This is a genomic window from Georhizobium sp. MAB10, assembly GCF_045012825.1.
Classification (GTDB): domain Bacteria; phylum Pseudomonadota; class Alphaproteobacteria; order Rhizobiales; family Rhizobiaceae; genus Georhizobium; species Georhizobium profundi.
Window position 1 is genome coordinate 1,584,459 of record NZ_CP118314.1, and the last position, 22,162, is coordinate 1,606,620.

Below are 22,162 nucleotides of genomic sequence, written 5' to 3' on the forward strand. Positions count from 1 at the left end.
TTCCCCTCGCGCAGAATGCGTCCTAATCATCGAATTGGCGCATGGCAGCGGCTCGACTATGCTCGCGTCGCGGACCGACCACATTCATCAAGCGAGTTTCCCCGACATGATCGAAACTGTTGAGACCACGCCTTTCCGTGATCAGAAGCCCGGTACGTCGGGGCTTCGCAAGAAGGTCCCGGAATTCCAGAAGCGTGGCTATGTGGAGAACTTCCTGCAATCCATCTTCGATGCGCAGGAAGGCTATGAGGGCAAGACCCTGGTCGTTGGCGGAGACGGCCGGTTCTATAATGAGGATGTCATTCAGACTGCGATCCGGATGGCGCTCGCCAACGGGTTTGGCCGCATCCTGATCGGGCAAAACGGCATCCTGTCTACGCCTGCGGCATCCAATGTCATCCGCAAATACAAGGCCTTCGGTGGCATCATCCTGTCGGCCAGCCACAATCCGGGCGGCCCGAATGAAGACTTCGGCATCAAGTACAATGGTGCCAATGGCGGACCGGCCTCAGAGACGGTGACCGGCGCGATTTACGAGCGCAGCCTGGTGATCGATCGCTACAAGACGATGGACATCCCGCAGGTCGACCTCTCGCGCATCGGCAAGGTCGACGTCGCCGGTGGTGTGGTCGAAATCATCGACCCAGTCGCCGACTACGCCGATCTGATGGAGACGCTGTTCGATTTTGCGGCCATTCGCGATCTTTTCGCGTCAGGCTTCCGCATGCAGTTCGACGCGATGAGCGCCGTCACCGGCCCTTATGCGGAAGAGATCTTCGTGAAGCGGCTCGGCGCCGATCCGGCAGCGATGATGAACACCAAGCCGCTGCCCGATTTCGGCGGGCATCATCCAGACCCCAATCTCGTGCATGCCAAGGAGCTCTATGCCGCGATGATGGCCGAGGACGGGCCCGATTTTGGCGCCGCGTCCGATGGCGACGGAGACCGCAACCTGATCATCGGCAAGGGCATGTACGTCACGCCATCAGATTCGCTTGCCATGCTTGCCGCGAATGCGCATCTCGCACCCGGCTATGCCAAGGGCATTGCCGGCATTGCACGGTCGATGCCGACGAGCCAGGCAGCAGACCGCGTAGCCGAAGCGCGTGGCCTGCCATGCTTCGAGACGCCGACAGGCTGGAAATTCTTCGGCAATCTGCTGGATGCCGGCAAGGTGACGATCTGCGGCGAGGAGAGTGCCGGAACTGGATCGGATCATGTGCGTGAGAAGGACGGGCTTTGGGCCGTTCTGCTCTGGCTGAACGTGCTTGCCGTACGGCGCCAGTCGGTGGCCGAGATCGCGCGCGATCACTGGGCAACCTTCGGCCGCAACTACTATGCCCGCCACGATTACGAGGCGCTGGACACCGCGACGGCTGATGACATGGTCGCAGCACTTCGCGAAAGGCTGCCGTCACTCGTCGGGCGACCATTCGGTAACCGGACGATAAGAGCGGCGGACGATTTTGCCTATCATGATCAGGTTGATGGATCGTCGAGCGCCAAGCAGGGCATTCGCGTCTTCTTCGATGACGGTGCGCGGATCGTTTATCGGCTTTCAGGCACCGGCACGACCGGCGCCACTCTCCGCGTATATCTGGAGCGCTATGAGCCGAACGACGGCAATCTCTCCATGCAGACCAATGATGCTCTGGCTGACCTCGTAACGGCGGCGGACGAAATTGCCGAGATTTCGGCCCGGACGGGTCGTGTATCCGCAGATGTGATCACCTGACGGGCAAAAGACCTGCATGACTGAACGGTGGGGTGTTCCAGACGCTGGACCGGCCCACCTCCGGCATGCTAGGAAAAGCCATACTCTGGAATTATTCTAATGTTCCATTGCCGATTCACTTGGACGGATCTGACACCCGATGCGCCTGACCAAACAGACCAACTACGCCGTTCGCATGCTGATGTATTGTGCATCGGCAGACGAAGGCAGCTTGAGCCGTGTTTCGGAAATCGCCAAGGCGTACGGCGTATCTGAACTGTTCCTGTTCAAGATTCTGCAGCCGCTGGTCGAAGCCGGGCTGATGGAAACCGTACGCGGGCGCAAGGGTGGCGTGCGTCTCGCGCGTCTTGCATCGGACATCACGCTCTATGACGTCGTGCGGGTTACCGAAGATAACTTCGCGATGGCGGAATGTTTCGAAAACGACGCGGCTGAATGCCCGCTCGTTGAATCCTGCGCGCTGAATTCGGCACTTTACAAGGCGCTGAACGCCTTTTTCGCCGTTCTGCAGGACTACACCATTGCCGATCTGGTGCAGAACCGGCCGCAAATGCGGATGCTGCTTAACATGATGCAGGGCGAGGCAGTCGCCGTTCAGTGAGTTTAAAGGTTGGCCGGCTGAGTATCAGCCGACCGTCGCTGGTTTGACTGTCACCTGGGCCAGGCGCGCTGGCCGGCTGGACAGGAAGATATCTCCGATCGTTTCCAGCACCCGATAGACGCTCTCCGAGGCGATCGAATAATAGATCGTCTGGGCGTCTCGCCTGGTGCTGACCAGCTTGCGGGCGCGCAATTTGGCCAGATGCTGCGACAGCGCCGATTGGCTTAGACCCACCATCTCGGCCAGCTGTCCAACGGGCATTTCACCTTCGATGAGATTGCAGAGAATCAGAAGGCGTTTTGCATTGGACATCGCCGAAAGCAGGTCTGCTGCCTCGTCGGATTTCAACTTCAGCGCCTCGGCATCGGATTTCAAGGACGATGAGGGGCCGTTTGACGTGTTCTTGTGGGTTTTCGTGCTCATCATGCCCCAATAACGGACTTTGATGGGCCTAGTTCCAGCATAGGTTAAAGGCATTCGAATTTAATCGTTTGCTCTTGCACTTTTTGCGAGCTCGGCAAGAACCTTGCGAAGATCTCCCGCATCACCAAGGGACTTCGGGAAGCGGATGCGTCGCAATTGATCGCCACGCTGGATCTCGAAGCCTGCGGGATCGATGCCACAGATGCGCCAGCCGCGTTCTTTTTCGCCAGCAAGATGTGCGGCGTAGAGGTCGATGGCGTCGGTATGGTCGGAATTCATATGGGCGATGGCGCCTTCCTCCATTTCGGCCAATGCCGACGCGGCGGGCGAAGCGATATCGAGATCGTCCCCTGTCAGCTCGTAAGCCTTGCCGAAACCGCCATTGAGGCTGGCGGATAAGGGGAGCAATCGGAAGAAGCTGAAATCGGGGAAGTCGATGTAGAGCTCAGATTTTGGATGACGTGCCAGAAAACGACGCCTCAAGGCTGGACGTTCGGCTGAGTCGCGCGTGATGTGCTCGGAGCGGCATTTCAGGGAGATGCGAGGGTGCGCCAGCGGATCGCCCTTGCCAGGCTCGCCGAAAAGAATACCGGCCCGCGCATCGGCAAGAAGCGCCTTGGTGTGGCTCGACAAGGCCGAGACGAGGATGATCGGTCTGCCGACACTATCCGTTGCCACAAGCGTTCGGCTGACAATGGGGTGGCCCGTTATTGGTTCGAGAACCGAGAGCGCCGCGTGCCGTGAGCCGCGGATCAAACGGTCCGCTTCAGTCAGAGCGAATTCATCCGTTTCGCGGATCGTCTTGGCTGCTTCCGGCTTGCGCGTCTCCTCGGACATGCGTTTTTCTGAACTCCTCTGAACGTCTTCTAGCTGTTGATGGTCCGCGGGTCTGCCGGGTCAGCACTGGTAACACCGGCCGGCAACAGTCAGATAGAGTGCGTATCGAACCGAACCAGTGGGCGTTCGTCTTGGCCAAACTCTATTTTCATTATGCTTCCATGAATGCCGGCAAGTCGACCTTGCTGCTCCAGGCGTCCTACAATTACGAGGAACGGGGGATGCGGACGCTGCTGTTGACCGCAGCCCTCGACGACCGGGCTGGCCATGGGCGCATTGCTTCCAGAATCGGTCTCGGATCGGACGCGCTGACCTTCACGGAGGCCGATGACCTCTATGGCGTCGTGGAGCGGGAGATCGAACAGGAGAGCGACGGCCGGCTGGCCTGCGTCTTCGTCGACGAGGCCCAGTTTCTCAGCGAGGCTCAGGTGTGGCAACTCGCACGCGTCGTCGACCGGCTCAACGTGCCGGTGATGACCTACGGGTTGAGAACCGATTTCCGTGGCGAGCTCTTCCCTGGCTCCAAGGCACTCCTCGCCATCGCCGACAGTTTAAGAGAAATCCGGACAATCTGCTTTTGCGGAAAGAAGGCCACGATGGTGGTCCGGGTCGATGCAGAGGGCAAGGCGCTGAGCGAGGGCGCCCAGATCGATGTCGGCGGCAACGACAAATACGTGCCCTACTGCAGGGAACACTGGATGGAGAAGACCGGGCGACGGCCCGACCGGGGATAGTTCTTTAGCTCGGGGGACTTGCCGTTCTCAGCCGCGACGTTATGTCTCTTATGTCTCACGACAGTCGTGATGGGAGAGAGATATGGTTCGTTATTTGCTTGCCACAGGTTTTTCCGTACTCGCACTGACTTCGGTCGCTTCCGCTCAGGATGCTGCCGCCGGTAAGGCCACTTTCCGTCAGTGTCAGGCCTGCCACGTCGTCGACCAGGAACAGAACCGGGTTGGCCCGCATCTTGTCGGTATCGTCGGTCGTCCCGTCGCTTCGATCGAAGGCTTCAACTACTCCGATGCAATGCGCGCCTACTCCGAAGATGGCGCCAAGGTGTGGGACGAAGCGACGCTTGCAACCTACCTCGCCGATCCGCGCGGTGTGGTTCCGGGCACGCGCATGGCATTTGCCGGTGTGAAGGATGAGGCTGCGCTTGCCAATCTGATCGCCTATCTCTCCGATCCTGCCGCTGCCGAATAGTATTTCGGTCAGCCGCTTTTTTCGGTATCGGTCATCGACGCGTCTAGAAGGCGAGATGATTGCCGATGCCCGCTCCTTCTCCGAATGATCAATCGATCGAAGCGCTTCTGACGCTTCGATCGCTTAATTTGCACGTCGTTCATGACGCGGATGGCATCGTCGCAGCGGTGTCCCGCAATCTGGAAAGCGCCGGGGAGCAGCCAGCTCTTGAAGACCGCGTCCGTGCGCTGAATGCGGCGGTTGCAGCCATGCACCATCATGCCTCCACGCTGTTGCAGCGCCTCGGCAGTGCCGTGAGTGAAGCTGGCAACGGAGCCGATCATCCGCCGAGACGAAATACCCTGCGATTATCATGGTCATCGCAAGCGAGTAACGCGGGGATGGGCGAAAAGCTCGCAGCCGATCTCCATGGCTTGTCTCGGTTGATCGATCTTCTCGATGAGCATCGCGATGCCGTCGCGCATAGGGTGACACTGACCGAAGCGCAATCGGAAGCTGCGGTGCGATCCGTTGCGGCCATGCGGGCAGCTGCGGGCGTCGGAGGCAGCGCTGACCCTCGGGTGGATGCCGTGTCTGACGCCATTGGCAACGCCGAGGCTGCGATCGGCGTTCTTTTGCACGATCTGCGGATCGTCGATGCCATGGCTGCACTGGCGCGCCTGGAATTGGAGCGTGGCGTTCTTATCCATGCCGCATCCGGTTGCGCAGCCATCGAGGAGCCGAGCGGGTATCTCGGCGAGGTCCTGGAACTACACCACCAGCAGCTGTTGTCGGCGAGCGACATCGAGAGCCGTCGGCAGAAGGCAGGCGAGCTTCTTTCGGCGCTGATGGCGCCGCCGGCCACTGGGCTTAGACAGGAAGATGCCCGGTCGTCTTGACCTCTTCCATGACGGCGTAGGTGTGCGTTTCCCTGACGCCTGGCAGGGACAGGATCACATCGGAGAGGAAGGTGCGGTACGCGTCCATACCGGCGACGCGCGCCTTGACAAGGTAGTCGAAGCCGCCGGCCACCATGTGGCATTCCATGACATCGTCGCTCGTCTTGACCGCCTTGGCGAAGGCGTCGAACACGTCGGGCGTCGTCCGATCGAGCTTCACCTCGACGAAAACCAGCAGCGTACGTCCAAGCTTTGCTGGGGAGAGACGCGCGCCATATCCTTCGATATAGCCTTCGCGTGTCAGCCGTTTGACTCGCTCGGCCGTCGCCGTCGGCGACAGCGCGATCCGGTCCGCGAGTTCCGTGTTGGTCAGCCGGCCGTCCAGCTGGAGTGACCGCAATATCTTACGGTCGATTCGATCAAGATCCTTCATGTGGACAGAAATAGCGCCAAATGGTGGAGAAATCCACCAATCCGCCGACCAAATATAGCGGATAATACGGTTCCAGCTTTGCTAGGATCGCGGCAGATTTTCGGAGATCCCTGATGACTGCTGCGCCGCGCCTCTCCACCTTGCGATTTGATGCACCCTACGGGGGCGACGACGACACGATCATCCGCGGCCATCTGGGCCTGATCGGCATGGATCAGGCGCAGGACCGCGCGATCGATCAGCGGGCGACCCGGCTGATCAACGCGATCCGATCGGAAGCGGGCTCGATGGGCGGGGTCGAGGATTTCCTGCGCGAATACGGGCTCTCCACGCGCGAAGGTCTCGCGATGATGGTGCTGGCGGAAGCGCTGTTGCGGGTGCCGGATGCGGCGACACAGGACAAGCTCATCGAAGACAAGCTGCGCGAGGGCGGCTGGAGCGAGCACGAGGCGCATGGCGAGACCTGGTTTGTTTCGGCCTCCGCCTGGGCGCTCGGTCTGTCTGCGCGTGTCCTGAAGCCCGGCGACACGCCCGAAGGCGTGATGCAGGGCCTCGTTCGGCGGCTCGGCATGCCGACGGTCAGAACCGCCACGCGGCAGGCGATGCGGTTCCTCGGCCATCATTTCGTGCTCGGCGAGACGATCGAGGATGCGCTGTCGCGTGCGGCGCGCAACGAGGCGAAGGGCTATCGGCATTCCTTCGACATGCTCGGGGAGGGCGCACGCACAGCTGACGATGCGGCGCGCTATTGGCGCTCCTATGCCGAGGCGATCGAGGCGATCGGCAAGGCGCAGGCCAAGAGCGGCAAGGAGCGACGCCTGCCGGAACGCATGGGCATTTCCGTCAAGCTGTCCGCGCTTCATCCGCGCTATCTGGCGACTCATCGGAATCAGGTGCTCAAGGAGTTGGTGCCGGACGTGCTGCGGCTTGCCCAGCGCGCGAAAGCACATGACCTCAACTTTACGATCGATGCGGAAGAAGCGGACCGACTGGAGCTCTCGCTCGACGTGATCGATGCGGTCTTCGCCGATCCGTCGCTGGCTGATTGGGACGGGTTCGGTCTGGCGATCCAAGCCTACCAGAAGCGGGCGCCGATGGTGATCGAACATATCGAGATGCTGTGCCGAAAGCTTAACCGGCGCATGATGGTCCGGCTCGTCAAGGGCGCCTATTGGGACACCGAGATCAAGCGGGCGCAGGAGCGGGGACTTCCCGACTATCCGGTCTTCACGCGAAAGCCGGCGACGGATGTTTCCTATCTCGCCTGTGCCCGCAAGATGCTCGACCGGCGGGCCCATCTCTACCCGCAGTTCGCGACTCACAATGCCCTGACGATCGCGACGATCCTTGAAATGGCCGGTAGCGACCGCTCGGGCTTCGAGTTTCAGCGCCTGCACGGCATGGGAGAGGCGGTCTATGCCGATCTCGCCAAGAGCAACGAGCGCGTGCCCTGCCGCATCTATGCGCCGGTCGGCGGCTATCGGGACCTGCTTGCCTATCTCGTGCGCCGTCTTCTGGAGAACGGGGCGAACTCGTCTTTCGTTGCCGTGGCGGGCGATGCAAAGATCCCGGTCGCCAAGCTTCTCGTCAGGCCGCAAACGCATCTGGCCCTCGACAAGGGACATTCGGCCCGTCACGAGAAGATCCCGCTGCCAGCCAAGCTCTACGGGAACCGTCGCAACAGCGCGGGCCTCGAATTCGGCTATCGCGCCGATTTGGACCAATTGGTTGCCGGGCTGGAGCGCGCAACCGCAACTGTGAACGCCGAGCCGCTCATCCTGGGTGTCAACGCATCTGGCAAGCCTCAGCGCGTTCTTGCTCCTGCCAACCCCGGTCGCGAGGTCGGCTCTGTGGTTTTCGCGACGGCTGCAGACGTCGACAAGGCGATGACGGCGGCGCGTGCCGGCTTCGTCCGCTGGTCGCGCACCTCGGTCCAAGATCGGGCCGCGACGCTGGAGCGCGCAGCAGACCTTCTGGAAAAACACCGCGATGCACTGATGGCGCTTCTGGCGCTCGAGGCGGGCAAGACCCTCGACGACGGGCTGGCTGAGATCCGTGAGGCGGTCGATTTCTGCCGTTACTATGCCGCGCAGTCCCGGCAGCTTTTCACCACGAAAGAGCGGATGCCCGGGCCGACGGGCGAGGACAATCATTACGGCTGGCGCGGGCGTGGGGTCTTTGCCGCGATCACCCCATGGAATTTCCCGCTGGCGATCTTCCTTGGCCAGGTGACGGCAGCGCTTGCCGCCGGCAATGCGGTCATCGCCAAGCCTGCCGAGCAGACGCCGCTGATTGCTTATCGCGCGGTGCAGCTTCTCCACGAAGCCGGTGTTCCGAGGGACGTGCTCATCTTCCTGCCCGGGGCCGGGGATGTCGGCGCAACGTTGACGGCGCATCCGTCAATCGCGGGTGTCGCTTTCACCGGATCGACGGACACGGCGCGGGCGATCAACCGCACGCTCGCCGGGAAGGACGGACCGATCGTTCCGCTGATTGCCGAAACAGGTGGTCTGAATGCGATGATCGTCGATGCCACGGCGCTTCCCGAGCAGGTGGCGGACGATGTGGTCATGTCGGCATTCCGTTCGGCCGGCCAGCGGTGTTCGGCGCTGCGGTTGCTCTTTCTCCAGACTGATGTCGCCGACCGCATGCTGGCCATGATCGAGGGTGCGGCAAGCGCCCTGAAGATCGGCGATCCGATGAACCCTTCGACCGACATCGGTCCGGTGATCGACGACGCGCAGAAGGAGATGTTGGAGACCCACATCACGTCCATGCGGAAAAGCCACGCCGTTCGTGCGACGGGCAACACACCCGAAACCGGAACGTTCTTCGCACCGCATATCGTCGAACTCGACCGTGCGGACCGGCTGGATCGCGAAATCTTCGGACCCGTCCTGCACGTGGTCCGCTATCGGGCGAAGGATCTGGATCAGGTCGTAGAAAGCATAGCGGCATCCGGCTACGGGCTGACGCTCGGCATCCATTCCCGCGTCGATGCCACAGTCTCGCGCATCATCGATCGCCTCGATGTCGGCAATGTCTACGTCAATCGCAACATGATCGGGGCCGTGGTCGGCACCCAGCCTTTCGGCGGCTCCGGGCTGTCCGGCACCGGTTTCAAGGCCGGTGGACCACACTATCTGACCCGCTTTGCGCAAGAGCAGGTGGTGTCGATCAACACCGCTGCCGCCGGCGGCAATGCAAGCCTGATCGCCATGGGGGACGGCTGAGCCGCTGCTCGGTTCCATGCCTGGCCGCTGAATAAGTGATGCGCCATCTTGCGCGATGGCGTATCCGCGTAGCACCGTGGGCGCGTCAAGCTGCGGTGAACGGCAGCCGTGCAAGCGAGGGGAAATTCATGACGAGTGTCCAATCTGACATCGAGATTGCACGCGCTGCAGCGAAAAAGCCGATCATGGAGATTGGCGCCGCCCTCGGAATTCCCGCAGACCAGCTTGTTCCCTACGGCCATGACAAGGCGAAGGTCTCGGCGGACTTCATCGGCAGCCTGAGCGGCCGACCCGATGGCAAGCTGATCCTCGTCACGGCCGTCAACCCCACGCCCGCCGGCGAAGGCAAGACAACGACGACGGTCGGTCTCGGCGATGGGCTGAACCGGATCGGCAAGCGCGCGATCATCTGCGTGCGCGAACCCTCGCTCGGTCCATGCTTCGGGATGAAGGGCGGTGCAGCCGGCGGCGGCTATGCGCAGGTCGTGCCGATGGATGACATCAACCTGCACTTCACCGGCGACTTCCATGCCATTACGGCCGCTCACAATTTGCTGTCGGCGATGATCGACAACCATCTCTATTGGGGCAACGCGCTTGGCATCGACAGCCGCCGGGTCGTGTGGCGCCGCGCGCTCGACATGAACGACCGGGCGCTGCGCGACATGGTGTGCGGTCTCGGCGGCGCGTCGAACGGCTTTCCGCGCCAGACCGGGTTCGACATCACTGTCGCGTCGGAAATCATGGCGATCCTCTGCCTCGCATCCGACCTCGAAGATCTGGAGCGGCGCCTGGGCGACATTATCGTCGCCTACCGGCACGACAAGACGCCCGTCTTCGCGCGCGACCTGAAGGCCGATGGCGCGATGACGGTCCTGCTCAAGGATGCGATGCAGCCCAACCTCGTGCAGACGCTCGAGAACAATCCGGCCTTCGTCCATGGAGGGCCGTTCGCCAATATCGCTCATGGCTGCAACTCGGTGGTGGCAACGCGCACGGCATTGAAGCTTGCCGACTACGTCGTGACCGAAGCGGGGTTCGGCGCTGACCTCGGCGCGGAGAAATTCTTCAACATCAAGTGCCGAAAGGCCGGCTTGAAGCCCGCGGCCGCCGTCATCGTCGCGACGATCCGGGCCCTGAAGATGAATGGCGGCGTGGCCAAGGCCGATCTCGGCCACGAGAACGTCGATGCGGTGAAGGCAGGCTGCGCCAATCTCGGCCGCCACATCGAGAACGTGAAGCAGTTCGGCGTGCCGGCCATTGTCGCCATCAATCATTTCTCAGGCGACACCGACCGCGAGATCGATGCGGTTCGGGACTATGTCGCGGGCTTCGGCGAGGAAGCGATCGTCTGCCGTCACTGGGAGAAAGGCTCCGCCGGCATCGTCGACTTGGCCGAAAAGGTCGTGGAGCTTGCAGAGACCGGCCATGCCCAGTTCGCACCGCTCTATCCGAACGAGATGTCGCTCTTTTCCAAGATGGAGACCATCGTCAAGCGCATCTACCGCGGCGCGGAAGCCGTCGCCGAGCCGGCCGTGCTCGATCAGCTTTCGCAGTGGGAAGCGGCCGGATACGGCAATCTTCCGGTCTGCATGGCCAAGACCCAGTACTCGTTTTCCACCGACCCGAGCGCGCTTGGCGCTCCGCAAGATCACACGGTCGCGATCCGCGAGGTCCGCCTGTCGGCCGGCGCCGGTTTCGTCGTTGCGATCACCGGCCAGATCATGACGATGCCCGGCCTGCCGCGAACGCCGGCGGCGGAGACGATCCATCTCGACGACCGCGGCCAGATCGAAGGTCTGTTCTGATCCGATGATCCCCTGGGTGCATCTCGATACGGCAATCGTGCCGGGCGATGGAACGCCGCTGAAGCTGATGCAGCGCGGCCATGAATTTTCGATCATGACCGGCGCAACCGAGTTGATGAACAGCCGCTTGAGCGGCTCGGAAGAAGTGCTTGCGGAGCGGTCCTGCGCCCTGGTTGCGGACCGCCCCAGGCCGCGCATCCTGATCGGCGGACTCGGCATGGGCTTCACGCTGCGGGCCGCGCTGAAAGCCTTGAAAACCGAAAGCGAGATCGTCGTCGCCGAACTCGTGCCGGGCGTGGTGGCTTGGGCGCGCGGACCGCTTCAGCCGATCTATGGCGAAAGCCTCGGCGACCGGCGCGTGACGATCATCGAACGCGATGTCGGTGCAGTCATCGCAGCCGAGCCTGGCTGCTATGATGCGATTCTACTCGACGTCGACAACGGCCCCGACGGCCTGACGCGCGATGCCAATGAGGGGCTCTACAGTTTCGCCGGTTTGGAAAGAGCGCGACGTGCTCTGACGAAGAACGGCGTTCTGGCCGTCTGGTCGTCAGCGCCGGATGCAGGGTTCACCCGCAGGCTCAAATCCTCAGGATTTGCCGTGGAAGAAGTGAAGGTGCGGGCCAGACGCTCACGCGGAGCGCGGCACCTCATCTGGCTCGCGACGCGCACGGACTAGACCGTCACGGCGTCTGGCAAAGCCGGTAATCGCTCGAGCGTTCGGCGATGTCGAGATGCAGATGGTCGTCGTGATAGGCGTCCGAGCCCGGACCAAGCACCGTCGTGAAGTGCAGGCAAGCGCCTGAGCCGACCGCTTTTTGGAAAGCTTCGCTGGCGTCGCCGTCACCCTCCTTGGGTGAAACGGTGATCGCCTCTCCGCTCTCGAACGTGAAGCTCATGATATCGATGGCGTTGCCAAGCGCATGCTCCGATATATCGGCCTCCTCGACATTGTTGCGCGGACGGCAGACATAGGTCGAGCCGTGGTTGAGCGTCGTCAGCTGGCCAAGCTCGAGCGCGCGGGCGGCAGGCAGCACTTCTGCACGCACCCATTTCGCCAGTGCCAGCGCGGTTGCGCAGCGCATCTGCGTTTCCGGTTCGAGCGCGATGCCGGGCAGGATGCGTGTGACGGCGAAGGGCGTGTCAACGCCGCATCCAGCCTGTTCGGCACCTTCGGGTTCGATCGTGTCCAGTATTGTGAATTCCGCGCCGAGGCCGCGCAGTTCGGCACGGCAGGCACGCAGCGCGGCTGCGTCTTCAGGCTCGGGCGGGAGGGGCTCAGGGATCTCCTCTTCGACGGCCTCTTCCTCGACTTCGCCGGCATCCGCATCCGCATCGGTACCGGCGTCAGCGTCTGCGTCATCGGAATCTTCGTCGACATCCTCCTCGGGACGCTCATCCGGGACCGGCACGTCTTCGGGGGCTTCCTCTTCCGCTTCCCCGCCGTCGACGGGCTGATCGGCATCATCGCTTGGTTCGGCATCGCCGGGAAGCTCCGGTCGCTCTTCTGGCAAGGGCGCGTCGCTGGCTTGCGGCAAAGTCGGATCGGGCTCGGTTTCCTGAGCAGTCGCAGGCGTCATCAGCGCGAGCGCGAGAATTGCGGCGGCTACGCTGCAGGCAAATCGAGTGTCCATGAAGGATTGATCCTCTCCCACGGCGCATCTGCGCCGAGCGCTCCCCGGTCCCTGAACGCATCGTTTGAGTCCGGGTTCCCATGGTCGACGGAAGAGTGATGCCTGCGTTCGCGAATCCAGTTGCGGCAGGCCGCTTTCGCCGGTAATGAGAATTCATGAACATGGCACGCGCAAACAAGAATTGGTGGTGGGCACGCTGAAGCGGCCGCGACCAGTCGTGCGTGACTGATAGACCGAAGCCGCCCAGGATCACTCCCGGCGGCTTTTTCGTTTGAGCCCGCCGGACAGGGTGTCCGGGCTCAAACGAAAAGGGTGGGCAGCGACGATGGCTCGGATTGACGATGACGGCGCGCAATCTTTCCTGACGGAAGGTGGCGTGGAGGTTTCCCGGCTGCGACGGGAGGTCGGCTATGGCGGTGCGATCGACAGCTACATCGATCGTCTCGATGAGCGGCGCGGTGCCGTCTTCTCGTCAAACTACGAATATCCCGGCCGTTATACCCGTTGGGATACGGCGATCGTCGATCCCCCGCTATCGATCACGGCACGCGGTCGTGCAGTCACGCTCGATGCCTACAACGATCGCGGCGCCGTGCTGCTGCAGATGATTGCCGCGCGGCTCGCCTCCGAGCAGGAGATGACGCTCGGCGAGCGGACGGAACGCAAGCTTTCGCTGCTGGTGCATGAGCCGAGCCGCCTTTTCACCGAGGAGGAGCGCTCCCGCGTCCCCACCGTCTTCACGGTGCTGCGCGCCATTGTCGATCTGTTCCGGTCGTCCGAAGACAGCAATATCGGTCTCTACGGCGCGTTTGGCTACGATCTGGCCTTTCAGTTCGATCCGGTGAAGCAGTCCCTGCCGCGGCCGGACGACCAGCGCGATCTCGTGCTTTTCCTGCCCGACGAGATTCTGGTCGTCGACCATTATTCGGCAAAAGCCTGGATCGATCGATACGATTTCACCAAGGATGGTGCCACGACCTTAGGCAAGGACGGGTCTGTCGAAGCCGAGCCGTTCCAGGACACGGGCACGGTTCCGGAAAAGTGCGACCACCAGCCGGGCGAATATGCCGATCTGGTGCGCCGCGCGAAGGAGAGCTTCAAGCGCGGAGACCTGTTCGAAGTCGTGCCGGGACAGATGTTTCGCGAACCGTGCAAGTCGAAGCCTTCGGCGATCTCGCGCCGGCTGAAGGCGATCAACCCGTCGCCCTATTCGTTCTTCATCAATCTCGGAAACCAGGAATATCTCATCGGCGCATCGCCGGAGATGTTCGTGCGGGTCAATGGCCGGCGCGTCGAGACCTGCCCGATCTCGGGCACGATCAAGCGCGGCGAAGACGCAATTTCTGATTCAGAACAAATCCTCAAGCTGTTGAATTCCAAGAAAGACGAGTCCGAGCTCACCATGTGTTCGGACGTCGACCGGAACGACAAGAGCCGCGTTTGCGAGCCCGGTTCGGTCAAGGTTATCGGTCGTCGTCAGATCGAGATGTACTCGCGGCTCATCCACACGGTCGACCATATCGAGGGACGGCTCAGGGACGGGATGGACGCGTTCGACGCTTTCCTCTCACACGCTTGGGCCGTGACCGTGACGGGGGCACCGAAGCTCTGGGCGATGCGCTTCATCGAAGCCAACGAAAAGAGCCCGCGCGCCTGGTATGGCGGCGCGATCGGCATGGTGAACTTCAATGGCGACATGAACACCGGGCTGACGCTTCGCACCATCCGCATCAAGGCGGGCGTGGCGGAAGTGCGTGCCGGCGCGACGCTGCTCTATGACAGCGATCCGGAGGAAGAGGCAGCCGAAACCGAGCTCAAGGCCTCCGCGATGATTTCGGCCATTCGCGACGCCGGCAGCGCTTCGGTTACGGCGGGCGCGCGAAAGACCGACCGGGTCGGCGACGGGGTGTCGATCCTGCTCGTCGACCACGAGGACAGCTTCGTCCACACGCTGGCCAACTATCTGCGCCAGACCGGTGCTACGGTCACCACAGTACGCTCGCCGGTGGCCGACGAAGTGCTCGATCGTATCGATCCGGATCTGGTGGTGCTTTCGCCTGGCCCCGGCAGCCCGAAGGATTTCGACTGCAAGGCGACGATCAAGCGCGCGCGGGCGAGGGGCCTGCCCATCTTCGGCGTCTGCCTGGGGCTGCAGGCTCTGGCGGAAGCCTATGGTGGCCAGTTGCGCCAGCTTGCCCTGCCCATGCACGGGAAGCCATCGCGCATCCGCATCATCGATCCCGGCGCGGTCTTCGACGGTCTGCCGTTTGAGGTGACCGTCGGCCGTTACCACTCGATCTTCGCCGATCCGGCGAGCCTGCCCTCGGATTTCCGCATCACGGCGGAGAGCGAGGACGGAACGATCATGGGCATCGAACATTCCCGGGAACCGGTCGCTGCCGTGCAGTTCCACCCGGAATCGATCATGACACTCGGCCAAGATGTCGGCATGCGCATCATCGAAAACGTGGTGGCACGGCTTGCGCGCAAGGCCGATGTGGCGGCTGCCTGAAGGACGACGAGCGTGGTGCCAAGCAACAGCGTGCGGGTGAGGCAACTCGCCTTCTGGTCGATCCCGATCGCCTTGGTCGTGACGGGCATGAAGCTGGTCGCCTGGTGGGTGACGGGCTCCGTCGCGCTTTTGTCCGACGGCCTGGAGTCGATCGTCAACATCATCGCGGCGCTGATTGCGTTCTACGCCGTTTCCTACGCCCACAAGCCGGCCGACGCGGACCATCCGTTCGGGCACCACAAGGCTGAGTACTTCTCCGCGGTCATCGAAGGCGTCCTGATCGTCGTGGCGGCCATCGCCATCATGCAGCAGGCAATCCCGGCGCTCTTCGAACCGCAATTGCCGGAGGCCGCAGGGCTCGGCCTGACCATCAACCTCGCCGCTGCCGCCATCAACGCGACCTGGGCCTACATCCTCATCCGCGAGGGGCGCGCCTATCGATCGCCCGCGCTCGTTGCCGATGGGCACCACATCGTGTCGGACGTCGTGACATCTGTCGGCGTCTTCATCGGTCTCATCGCGGCGCTCGTTACGGGCTTTGCGATCCTCGATCCGCTGCTCGCCATCATCGTCGCCATCAACATCCTCTTCCAGGGCTGGAAGGTCATCTCGGCGTCTGTCGGCGGGTTGATGGACCGCGCCGTGGATGCGCAGGACGATGCTCTCATCCGTGCCGCGATCGCCGACCACGCCGCAGGCTCGGTGAATGTGCATGATCTGAAGACCCGCCAGGCGGGGCCGGCGACCTTTGTCGATTTCCACATGGTCGTACCGGCCGAGATGACGGTGGCAGCCTCTCATGTGATCTGCGACCGAATCGAAGATGCGATCCGTGCCGCGGTACCGGGCGCCCGCATCGCCATCCATGTGGAACCGGAGGGCGTGAAGGCGCACGGCGTCCGCGTCATGCCGCAGCAGAGCTAAATTCAAAGGATGGCGGGTCGCGACGATGCGACCCGCCATGAAGCTTGTTCTCAAAATACCGTGTCGACCGGAAGTCCCATCGCCATTGCCCCCGCATACGCTGCCTGGGGGCCGCGTTGCAGCGGATGGAATCGGGCGCCCTGGACGTCGCGGAAGCATCGCTCCAGCCCGGCCTTTCGGTAGAAGCCGGTTCCGCCGGCAAGCTCCAGCGCCAGTTCAACCGTCTCGATCGCTTTGTCCGCCACAAGCGTGCGTCCCATCATCACCGCATTGACCGTCTCGGCGGAGGCATCGCCACGCAGGGCGGTTTCGACCATGAAGCGGTGCGCCAGTTGGGCAGCCTTGAGGCTCGTCACCATGCGTCCCGCCAGATCGAGCGTGTGCGCCGTCTGCGGCTTGCGCGATGCGATCTCGATCGCGATATCGCGCGCCCGCTCTGCAACACCGAAATAGACCGCGTAGATCAGCGGAAAGGCGACGGTCGCGATGATCTGGAACACCGGGTGCCACCGACCCGCAGGGCGCTTAAACGTAATGGCGGCATCGGCAACGAACAGCCCGTCGATCACGACATCATGCGATCCCGTGCCCCGCATGCCGAGCGCGCGCCAGGTGGGCTCGATTGAGACCTCCGCGGCTTTCATGGGAATACCGAAATGGATGACCGAGGATGTTCCGTCGCACTCGTCCACAAGCGCTCCCGACATGAGGATCTCGCCCGCGGGCGACGCGGACGTGAAGACCTTGCGGGCCCGAATGCGATAGCCGCCATCGACCCGCTCAGCCGTCCCGGAGCCGCCGACCCAATCCGATCCACCGCTTGAGAGCAGGATGATGCGTTCGCTTGCGACGCGACGCAGAAGCGGCTCGACCGCCGCAACCTGCTGATGGCGCCATCGCCAGGCGGGTACGGCGACCTGATGTGTGTGCATTGAAAACGCGAGCGCCGTCGAACTGCAGCCATGGGCAAGCGTGCGCAGCATTTCTGCAAGCTGCTCGACATTGGCGCCGTCTCCACCGAGTTCGATAGGAACGCCTGCCTCGACAAGTCCGGCGCCCTTCAGAAGAGCGAAATTTTCCGCAACGAATGCATCTTGTTCGTCAGTGCTTTCGGCGCGTTTCCTCAATTCTGGCATCAGTGATTTTGCGATGTCTACCGGATCCGCTCCCGTGCGCCGCATGCGGGTCGCATTCGTGTCCTGAACAGCCAGTGCCATGATCATTCTCCCTCGACTGATTGATCGCGGCTTGATGATCCGTCTGCTTGCTCGGGATTTCCAGTTCAGGAACTGTACTGCGCTTTTCGTATCGCGCGCTGCGAGAACGCGGTATTATCCGGTTCGGGCAGTGGGGCGGCAGGCGAGGGCCAGCCCATGACGGAACATGCCGGTTACGGACAATTCTGTCCGGTTGCGATGGCGGCCGAGATCCTCTGTTCGCGCTGGACGGTGCTGATCGTGCGCGAGCTTATTTGCGGCACGACGCGCTTCAACGATCTTCGCCGCGGGGTACCGCGCATGTCGCCGGCGCTCCTGTCAAAGCGGTTGAAGGAACTGGAGCAAGCAGGCGTCATCGAAGCCATCCGGCGCAACGATGGCACGGCGTCGGAATATCACCTCACCCGAGCTGGGCGCGATCTCGAGCCACTCGTCATGGGGCTCGGCATCTGGGGTCAGCGCTGGGTGGAATCGCGACTTTCTCTCAAGAATCTCGATCCGTCGCTTCTGATGTGGGACATGCGACGGCATCTCAATCCGCAGCCGCTTCCGCCGCGACGGTGCATGATACAATTTCTGTATCCCGAACTGCCCACCAACCGGCAAAGCTGGTGGCTGGTCGTCGACCGCGGCCATGTGGATCTCTGCAATTTCGACCCGGGTTTCGATCTCGACCTGCTTGTCACGGGGGAGTTGCGCAGCATGACCGCCGTCTGGATGGGGCTCGCCCCTATCCGCAGCGAAATCGACGCGGGGAGGCTTGTCGTCGATGGCGATCCCGTCATCGCCAAGGCCATGCAGCAATGGCTCGGCCTCAGCCCGTTCGCGCCCCACGCCCGGCAGGCCAGCTAGGCGCTCGACAAATCAGTAGGAAAATCAACGAACGACTTGCGTCTGTCGAATGGGCGCGATAGCGTCCGGCCATTCGACAGGGGTGCTCCGTATTGCCGGGGCTGAGATGCGAGGCGCGTGAAGCCTCCGGACCCTCAAGCTGATCTGGTTAATGCCAGCGGAGCGAGGCGACGACATGTTTTCCGGTGCACAGATTTCCCTTTATCCGATGTCCGACGATTTCGTCCGGATCATCCTCGATGCCGTGCAGGCACTCGATCCCTATCGGGACCGGTTTCGCATCGAAGCCGATGATGTGTCGACGCTGATCGTCGGTCCACCGGAGGATTTGTTTCCCGCCATGCGCGACGTCTTCGTGCGTGCGGCGCAATCCGGCGTCCACTGCGTGTTTTCGGCAACCGTCTCGCGCGGCTGCCCCGGTGAGCCGGACGATCCGATCTGCACGCCGATCTCGGGCGCCGGCAACGCGTTTCCGCTGGCAGAGCGGATTGAGACAGCCTGTGCGCATGTGTCCGATGCGCCCGTCACCGGTCAGCATGTCGCGGCCCAGTTTTCGCTCTATCCGCTCGGCGAAGGGCACCACATGGACGAGATCTATGGGTGCATCGATTTCCTGAAATCGTCGGGGGTGTTCGATCGCTCCAAGAACTTCTGCACGAAGCTCGGGGGCGATGCCGGCGCGGTGTTCGCAACGCTCTCGGAAGCCTTCCTGCGTTTCGGCGATGCGCGCGGCCATGTGGCGCTCGACATTACCGTTTCGGCCAACAGTCCGAGCAAGCGCGCCTGAGGGCGCGGCGCTAACCCATTCTCCCGTTTCATATTTTCTTCAAGAGGCCTGTCATGCACAGCAACAGCTGGACCCTGCGCGAAATCCTGATCGTCGCCTTTCTCGGAGCCGTGTTTGGCGTCCTCTATCTGGCCTGGGTTCAGGTCTGGCTCATCACGCAGGCGATCTTCGGGCCGGTGACGATGGATGTCGTCATGGGATTCTGGTTCATCGTCTCGATTATCGCTGCTGCAATCATCCGCAAGCCGGGTGCGGCGCTCCTGTCCGAAGTGCTCGCGGCGGTCGTCCAGGTTCTGCTCGGAAGTCCGGCGGGCCTGCTGCTGATCGTCACCGGCCTGGTCCAGGGAGCCGGTGCGGAAGCCGTCTTCGCGGCCACGCGATGGAAGAACTACCGCTTGCCCGTGCTCATGGCGGCAGGCGTGGGCGCGGCAGTCGCTTCCTTCATCTACACGTGGATCCGCTTCGACTATGGCGCGCTCGCACCCGGCCTGTTGATCGCCATGTTCGCTCTCAGATGCCTGAGTGGCGCGCTGCTCGGCGGGCTTCTTGGCCATTGGGTGACGCAGGCGCTCTATCGCACGGGCGTGCTTTCCGGTCTCGGCATCGATCGCGACCGGCGGGTCGTCCATGGCTGAACAGCCTGACGCGGTTCTCATCGACGGGGTCTCGGTCACCTATGCCGCGTCGGACAAGGCGGCGGTCGGGCCGGTCGATCTCGTCATCCGTCCGGGCGAGCGCTGGCTTCTGCTTGGCGCCTCCGGATCCGGCAAGTCTTCGCTGCTCAATGCGCTGACCGGCCTCATCCCGCACGCGATCGCGGCGGAACGAACCGGTGAGGTCAGGCTTCTCGGCGAAGATGTTGCGGCGCGCACGCCAGCGGGCTGGAGCAGTTCCGTCGCGCGGCTTTTCCAGAAGGCGGAGCAAACGCTGTGCGGCATGACGGTTGCCGACGAGGTCGCCTTCACGCTTGAAAATCAGGGCCTGCCTGCCGACGAGATCGCTATGCGCGCGGAAGCGGCGATGCGCTCGATCGGCCTGCCGCAGGACTGGCTCGACAGACGGTCAAGCCACTTGTCAGGCGGCGAAAAACAGCTTGTCGCGATTGCTGCCATCATGGCGCAAGGCGCGCCCATCCTCGTTGCCGACGAGCCGACGGCACATCTTGCGCCCGAGGCTGCACGCCGGCTGGAACGGCTCTTGCGCGACGTGCCACCTGACGGCGCCGCACTCGTCGTCGATCACCGGCTCGACGATCTCATCCCGCTGATCGACCGTGTCGCCGTGCTCGGAGACGATGGCCGCATTGTCGTCACTGGCTGCCCGCGAAAAGTGTTCCGGGATCACGGGCAAACGCTCGATCGTCTGGGCATCTGGCGGCCGATCGGCAGCCGCCTCGCAGACCGGCTGATGGCGCTCGTTCATGAGGCTGACCAGCAGCCTCTGACCTTGGCTGAAGCGCTTCAGGCCATGGATCGGCTGCCGCTTCCACTGATTGATCGAGCACGCGCAACGCTTGTCGACTTCATTGCGCCGCGGATCGCGCAAGCCGGATCAATCAGCGCAACCGTTTCCCAGCTGCAAAACGCGTCTTGCGCGCCGCTCTTCGCCAAGCCGGTCCTTCAGAAGGTGACGCTGTCGATTGCAGCGGGCGAGGTGGTCGCGATCCTCGGCGCCAACGGAGCAGGCAAATCGACCCTTGCTGCCAGCCTGGCGGGGCTCCTCCGTCTCAAGGCTGGGCGCCGGGACGGGGCGATGGGCGGCATCTCGTTTCAAAATCCCGACAGCCAGTTCATCGCCGGTTCGGTCGGCGAAGAGCTTGCCGCCGCACTTGAAGCCGCCGGCGCACGGGCGGAGGCAGCCGATGTGGCGGCACTTGCCGAGCGTTGGCGACTGGTCACGCTTCTCGATCGCCATCCGATGCAGCTTTCGGAAGGGCAGAAGCGGCGGCTCTCGCTAGCCCTGTTGATGGCCGGCGACCGGTTCCCACTGATTGTCTTGGATGAGCCGACCGGCGGGCTCGATGCGGCGGGTACCGAGGCGCTCATGGATGAAGTCGACCGGCTCCGCGACGGTGAGCGCGCGGTGGCGATCGTCACGCACGACATGGATTTTGCACTTGCGACGGCCCCACGCTGGATCGTCGTCGGCGAAGGGCGCATTCTCGCCGACGGCCCTGCCGGCGAGCTCATGCGGGATCGTGCGCTGATGAAAAGGGCAGGGCTTGCGCCACCGCACCTTCTTCAAGCGCTCGACTGGCTGGAAAAGGAGCCGGTGCCCGCATGCTGAAGACGGTTCATCCGCTGCCGAAGCTTATCGTCGCGCTGGTCTGGCTTGCTGGCTCCATCGCGGTGTTCGACGCGTCGTTCCAGATTGCGATGATCCTGACATGCGTGACTGTCCTCGTCCTCCTCGAGCGCCTTTCGCCAGTGTTCGTGCTCGCCTTGATGGTGCCCTTCGCGCTCTTCGGCGCGGGCTTCATCACCACCAGCGTGCTCTTCCGGCAAGAGAGCGAGTTCGCGGTGCAGATGGCGCAGGAAACGCCTTACGGCGACGGGCGGCTGCAGGCAGGCATCGTGCTTTTCCTGCGCGCTATTGCCTGCGGAATGGTGTCGGCGGTTTTCGTGTTGACCACCGACCCGGGCAGCTTCGTCAAAGCGCTGATGGTCAATTGGCGCCTGTCGCCGCGTATTGGCTATGCGCTCTTCGCCGCGCTGCAGCTGGTACCGGATCTCGCTTCCGAACTGCAGCAGATGCGGCTTGCCCGCGCCATGCGGCGCGGCGCTCCACCACGGCGCATCCCGGGTCCGATTGAAGTCGGATCGCTCGTCGTCCCGCTCATCGCCTACGCCATCAGGCGGGCGGGTGACACGGCACTCGCGATGGAGAGCCGGGGTCTTGGCGCCTCGTCCCGGCGTAGTGTCATCGGTGCACCGGTTTCATCCAGACGAGACGCGATCTTCTGCTTCTTGGCACCGACCTGGCTCTTGTCGATCTACTGGCTTACGTCGCGGGCGCCTCTATGAGGCACGGACTGTCTTCAAAATCGGCATGAAACTGGTGTAAAGCAGCCCGATCGATCGAAAAT

At 62.8% G+C, this 22,162-nt stretch carries 21 protein-coding genes and 1 riboswitch; of the genes, 15 read left to right on the forward strand and 6 right to left on the reverse strand.

What is annotated here, in order from left to right; all coding sequences use genetic code 11:
• Positions 1-106 precede the first annotated feature (106 nt).
• Positions 107-1,735 (forward strand): alpha-D-glucose phosphate-specific phosphoglucomutase, encoded by a 1,629-nt coding sequence (locus tag PU133_RS07245; RefSeq protein ID WP_404864093.1) that lies wholly within the window; start codon positions 107-109, stop codon positions 1,733-1,735.
• Positions 1,736-1,874: 139 nt separating this feature from the next.
• Positions 1,875-2,336, forward strand: coding sequence for an iron-responsive transcriptional regulator RirA (gene rirA / locus PU133_RS07250; protein ID WP_126009085.1), 462 nt, complete (start codon positions 1,875-1,877; stop codon positions 2,334-2,336).
• A 24-nt stretch (positions 2,337-2,360) separates the two neighbouring features.
• On the opposite strand, the gene PU133_RS07255 is transcribed toward rirA, so the two are convergent.
• The gene (locus PU133_RS07255) at positions 2,361-2,648 is read right to left on the reverse strand and encodes an ArsR/SmtB family transcription factor (protein ID WP_404864468.1); all 288 of its coding nucleotides are present in this window, start codon (positions 2,646-2,648) and stop codon (positions 2,361-2,363) included.
• A gap of 171 nt (positions 2,649-2,819) precedes the next feature.
• Entirely contained in the window at positions 2,820-3,596 is a 777-nt protein-coding gene (locus tag PU133_RS07260; RefSeq protein WP_404864094.1) for a HugZ family protein, read from the reverse strand.
• A 131-nt stretch (positions 3,597-3,727) separates the two neighbouring features.
• On the opposite strand from PU133_RS07260, the gene PU133_RS07265 reads away from it, so the two are divergent.
• Together PU133_RS07265 and PU133_RS07270 are read left to right on the forward strand one after the other, a co-directional pair.
• On the forward strand, positions 3,728-4,330 hold the full coding sequence (locus tag PU133_RS07265) for a thymidine kinase (protein WP_126009087.1): 603 nt from the start codon (positions 3,728-3,730) through the stop codon (positions 4,328-4,330).
• Positions 4,331-4,412: 82 nt separating this feature from the next.
• On the forward strand, positions 4,413-4,799 hold the full coding sequence (locus PU133_RS07270) for a c-type cytochrome (RefSeq protein WP_404864095.1): 387 nt from the start codon (positions 4,413-4,415) through the stop codon (positions 4,797-4,799).
• A gap of 8 nt (positions 4,800-4,807) precedes the next feature.
• On the opposite strand, the gene PU133_RS07275 is transcribed toward PU133_RS07270, so the two are convergent.
• Positions 4,808-5,122 (reverse strand): hypothetical protein, encoded by a 315-nt coding sequence (locus PU133_RS07275; protein ID WP_404864096.1) that lies wholly within the window; start codon positions 5,120-5,122, stop codon positions 4,808-4,810.
• 57 nt (positions 5,123-5,179) lie between these two features.
• Between PU133_RS07275 and PU133_RS07280 the strand changes: the two genes are divergently transcribed.
• The gene (locus tag PU133_RS07280) at positions 5,180-5,677 is read left to right on the forward strand and encodes a hypothetical protein (protein ID WP_404864097.1); all 498 of its coding nucleotides are present in this window, start codon (positions 5,180-5,182) and stop codon (positions 5,675-5,677) included.
• Here the strand turns inward: PU133_RS07280 and PU133_RS07285 are convergent.
• Positions 5,649-6,110, reverse strand: coding sequence for an Lrp/AsnC ligand binding domain-containing protein (locus tag PU133_RS07285; protein ID WP_126009093.1), 462 nt, complete (start codon positions 6,108-6,110; stop codon positions 5,649-5,651). The two genes, PU133_RS07280 and PU133_RS07285, sit on opposite strands and share 29 nt — an antisense overlap.
• Positions 6,111-6,223: 113 nt before the next feature.
• On the opposite strand from PU133_RS07285, the gene putA reads away from it, so the two are divergent.
• The 3 genes from putA (at position 6,224) to PU133_RS07300 (ending at position 11,830) form a co-directional block, all read left to right on the forward strand.
• Positions 6,224-9,343, forward strand: coding sequence for a bifunctional proline dehydrogenase/L-glutamate gamma-semialdehyde dehydrogenase PutA (gene putA / locus PU133_RS07290; protein WP_404864098.1), 3,120 nt, complete (start codon positions 6,224-6,226; stop codon positions 9,341-9,343).
• A 128-nt stretch (positions 9,344-9,471) separates the two neighbouring features.
• Complete coding sequence (locus PU133_RS07295) at positions 9,472-11,151, forward strand: formate--tetrahydrofolate ligase (RefSeq protein ID WP_404864099.1); 1,680 nt, start codon at positions 9,472-9,474, stop codon at positions 11,149-11,151.
• A gap of 4 nt (positions 11,152-11,155) precedes the next feature.
• On the forward strand, positions 11,156-11,830 hold the full coding sequence (locus tag PU133_RS07300) for a spermidine synthase (RefSeq protein ID WP_404864100.1): 675 nt from the start codon (positions 11,156-11,158) through the stop codon (positions 11,828-11,830).
• A gap of 4 nt (positions 11,831-11,834) precedes the next feature.
• Here PU133_RS07300 and PU133_RS07305 read toward each other — a convergent pair whose 3' ends face one another.
• On the reverse strand, positions 11,835-12,785 hold the full coding sequence (locus tag PU133_RS07305; RefSeq protein ID WP_404864101.1) for an extensin family protein: 951 nt from the start codon (positions 12,783-12,785) through the stop codon (positions 11,835-11,837).
• A gap of 325 nt (positions 12,786-13,110) precedes the next feature.
• On the opposite strand from PU133_RS07305, the gene PU133_RS07310 reads away from it, so the two are divergent.
• The gene (locus PU133_RS07310; protein WP_404864102.1) at positions 13,111-15,297 is read left to right on the forward strand and encodes an anthranilate synthase; all 2,187 of its coding nucleotides are present in this window, start codon (positions 13,111-13,113) and stop codon (positions 15,295-15,297) included.
• Positions 15,298-15,309: 12 nt separating this feature from the next.
• Entirely contained in the window at positions 15,310-16,221 is a 912-nt protein-coding gene (locus PU133_RS07315; RefSeq protein ID WP_404864103.1) for a cation diffusion facilitator family transporter, read from the forward strand.
• A gap of 50 nt (positions 16,222-16,271) precedes the next feature.
• Here PU133_RS07315 and PU133_RS07320 read toward each other — a convergent pair whose 3' ends face one another.
• Positions 16,272-17,438: an acyl-CoA dehydrogenase family protein gene (locus PU133_RS07320; RefSeq protein WP_404864104.1), complete on the reverse strand. Its 1,167-nt coding sequence runs from the start codon at positions 17,436-17,438 to the stop codon at positions 16,272-16,274.
• A gap of 156 nt (positions 17,439-17,594) precedes the next feature.
• Here PU133_RS07320 and PU133_RS07325 point away from each other — a divergent pair, with 156 nt between their 5' ends.
• The 5 genes from PU133_RS07325 (at position 17,595) to PU133_RS07345 (ending at position 22,100) form a co-directional block, all read left to right on the forward strand.
• Positions 17,595-18,290: a winged helix-turn-helix transcriptional regulator gene (locus tag PU133_RS07325; protein ID WP_404864105.1), complete on the forward strand. Its 696-nt coding sequence runs from the start codon at positions 17,595-17,597 to the stop codon at positions 18,288-18,290.
• A 68-nt stretch (positions 18,291-18,358) separates the two neighbouring features.
• Positions 18,359-18,473: riboswitch (TPP riboswitch) on the forward strand.
• A complete protein-coding gene (locus PU133_RS07330; RefSeq protein ID WP_404864106.1) occupies positions 18,466-19,077 on the forward strand; it encodes a YkoF family thiamine/hydroxymethylpyrimidine-binding protein in 612 nt (203 codons plus the stop codon). (Overlaps the previous riboswitch by 8 nt.)
• Positions 19,078-19,130: 53 nt before the next feature.
• A complete protein-coding gene (locus PU133_RS07335; protein ID WP_404864107.1) occupies positions 19,131-19,712 on the forward strand; it encodes an ECF transporter S component in 582 nt (193 codons plus the stop codon).
• On the forward strand, positions 19,705-21,363 hold the full coding sequence (locus tag PU133_RS07340; protein WP_404864108.1) for an ABC transporter ATP-binding protein: 1,659 nt from the start codon (positions 19,705-19,707) through the stop codon (positions 21,361-21,363). Before PU133_RS07335 ends, PU133_RS07340 begins: the two co-directional genes overlap by 8 nt.
• On the forward strand, positions 21,357-22,100 hold the full coding sequence (locus tag PU133_RS07345) for an energy-coupling factor transporter transmembrane component T family protein (protein WP_404864109.1): 744 nt from the start codon (positions 21,357-21,359) through the stop codon (positions 22,098-22,100). Before PU133_RS07340 ends, PU133_RS07345 begins: the two co-directional genes overlap by 7 nt.
• Positions 22,101-22,162: the final 62 nt, after the last annotated feature.

What these genes read in the sequence shown, in the direction of transcription:
- PU133_RS07245 (WP_404864093.1), top strand. Translation starts at nt 107, where the DNA reads ATGATCGAAACTGTTGAGACCACGCCTTTCCGTGATCAGAAGCCCGGT.
- rirA (WP_126009085.1), top strand. Translation starts at nt 1,875, where the DNA reads ATGCGCCTGACCAAACAGACCAACTACGCCGTTCGCATGCTGATGTAT.
- PU133_RS07255 (WP_404864468.1), bottom strand. Translation starts at nt 2,648, where the DNA reads ATGTCCAATGCAAAACGCCTTCTGATTCTCTGCAATCTCATCGAAGGT.
- PU133_RS07260 (WP_404864094.1), bottom strand. Translation starts at nt 3,596, where the DNA reads ATGTCCGAGGAGACGCGCAAGCCGGAAGCAGCCAAGACGATCCGCGAA.
- PU133_RS07270 (WP_404864095.1), top strand. Translation starts at nt 4,413, where the DNA reads ATGGTTCGTTATTTGCTTGCCACAGGTTTTTCCGTACTCGCACTGACT.
- PU133_RS07275 (WP_404864096.1), bottom strand. Translation starts at nt 5,122, where the DNA reads ATGATCGGCTCCGTTGCCAGCTTCACTCACGGCACTGCCGAGGCGCTG.
- PU133_RS07280 (WP_404864097.1), top strand. Translation starts at nt 5,180, where the DNA reads ATGGGCGAAAAGCTCGCAGCCGATCTCCATGGCTTGTCTCGGTTGATC.
- PU133_RS07285 (WP_126009093.1), bottom strand. Translation starts at nt 6,110, where the DNA reads ATGAAGGATCTTGATCGAATCGACCGTAAGATATTGCGGTCACTCCAG.
- putA (WP_404864098.1), top strand. Translation starts at nt 6,224, where the DNA reads ATGACTGCTGCGCCGCGCCTCTCCACCTTGCGATTTGATGCACCCTAC.
- PU133_RS07295 (WP_404864099.1), top strand. Translation starts at nt 9,472, where the DNA reads ATGACGAGTGTCCAATCTGACATCGAGATTGCACGCGCTGCAGCGAAA.
- PU133_RS07300 (WP_404864100.1), top strand. Translation starts at nt 11,156, where the DNA reads ATGATCCCCTGGGTGCATCTCGATACGGCAATCGTGCCGGGCGATGGA.
- PU133_RS07305 (WP_404864101.1), bottom strand. Translation starts at nt 12,785, where the DNA reads ATGGACACTCGATTTGCCTGCAGCGTAGCCGCCGCAATTCTCGCGCTC.
- PU133_RS07310 (WP_404864102.1), top strand. Translation starts at nt 13,111, where the DNA reads ATGGCTCGGATTGACGATGACGGCGCGCAATCTTTCCTGACGGAAGGT.
- PU133_RS07320 (WP_404864104.1), bottom strand. Translation starts at nt 17,438, where the DNA reads ATGGCACTGGCTGTTCAGGACACGAATGCGACCCGCATGCGGCGCACG.
- PU133_RS07325 (WP_404864105.1), top strand. Translation starts at nt 17,595, where the DNA reads ATGACGGAACATGCCGGTTACGGACAATTCTGTCCGGTTGCGATGGCG.
- PU133_RS07330 (WP_404864106.1), top strand. Translation starts at nt 18,466, where the DNA reads ATGTTTTCCGGTGCACAGATTTCCCTTTATCCGATGTCCGACGATTTC.
- PU133_RS07335 (WP_404864107.1), top strand. Translation starts at nt 19,131, where the DNA reads ATGCACAGCAACAGCTGGACCCTGCGCGAAATCCTGATCGTCGCCTTT.
- PU133_RS07340 (WP_404864108.1), top strand. Translation starts at nt 19,705, where the DNA reads ATGGCTGAACAGCCTGACGCGGTTCTCATCGACGGGGTCTCGGTCACC.
- PU133_RS07345 (WP_404864109.1), top strand. Translation starts at nt 21,357, where the DNA reads ATGCTGAAGACGGTTCATCCGCTGCCGAAGCTTATCGTCGCGCTGGTC.